Origin of the sequence: Micromonospora sp. MW-13, assembly GCF_003434305.1 — a bacterium.
Taxonomy (GTDB): domain Bacteria; phylum Actinomycetota; class Actinomycetes; order Mycobacteriales; family Micromonosporaceae; genus Micromonospora.
Map to the genome: position 1 here is coordinate 1 of NZ_QKKX01000118.1, position 587 is coordinate 587.

At 70.2% G+C, this 587-nt stretch carries 1 protein-coding gene; it reads right to left on the reverse strand.

The window, feature by feature from the left end:
* The coding region (locus tag C5N14_RS31485) for a toxin glutamine deamidase domain-containing protein (protein WP_243640297.1) at positions 1 to 310 on the reverse strand (310 nt) is incomplete at its 3' end.
* Positions 311 to 587: the final 277 nt, after the last annotated feature.

Genomic DNA, 587 nt, shown 5'->3' on the forward strand with positions numbered 1-587 from the left:
CGTCCATCCCGGCCAGGTCCTCATGCTCCGGAAGGGTGGTGGTCTTGTCGTCTGCCACCCTCGCCGGCGGGCGTGGGGTGCCCACGCCGTCGGTGGTCGCCACGAACCGCAACCGGCCAGGCTCGACCGGCCCCCGACCCAGCCCACCCCGCTGACCGTCGAGGAACACCACCCTCCCGTCATCGGTGCGCACCACGTTGACGGCATGGGAAATCCCGCCGCCCTCACCGGTCATCATCAGCACACCCCGGGCACCGGGCTCCGCCGCCGCCATCACCTCCACCACCGCGCCGTAGTCAGCCACCTCCACCAACGCCGACCCGCGTACCGCTGCAACCACACCACCGGCGACGGCACCTCCGGCGGCACCTGCCAACCCACCCCGCCCGCCAACGACATGTCAGTACCGATCGCCGCCAACACACAGTTCGTGGCCGAATCCCGCCACCGCGAATCCGGACTGTCCGGGTCGTCACCACGACCCGGATTCACACTGCCCAGCCACCCGAACCGGGCCAACACGTCATCCTCCGACAGCTGACTCGGGAGCAACACGTCACCGCGTCCCGCCTCACCAGCCACATCCG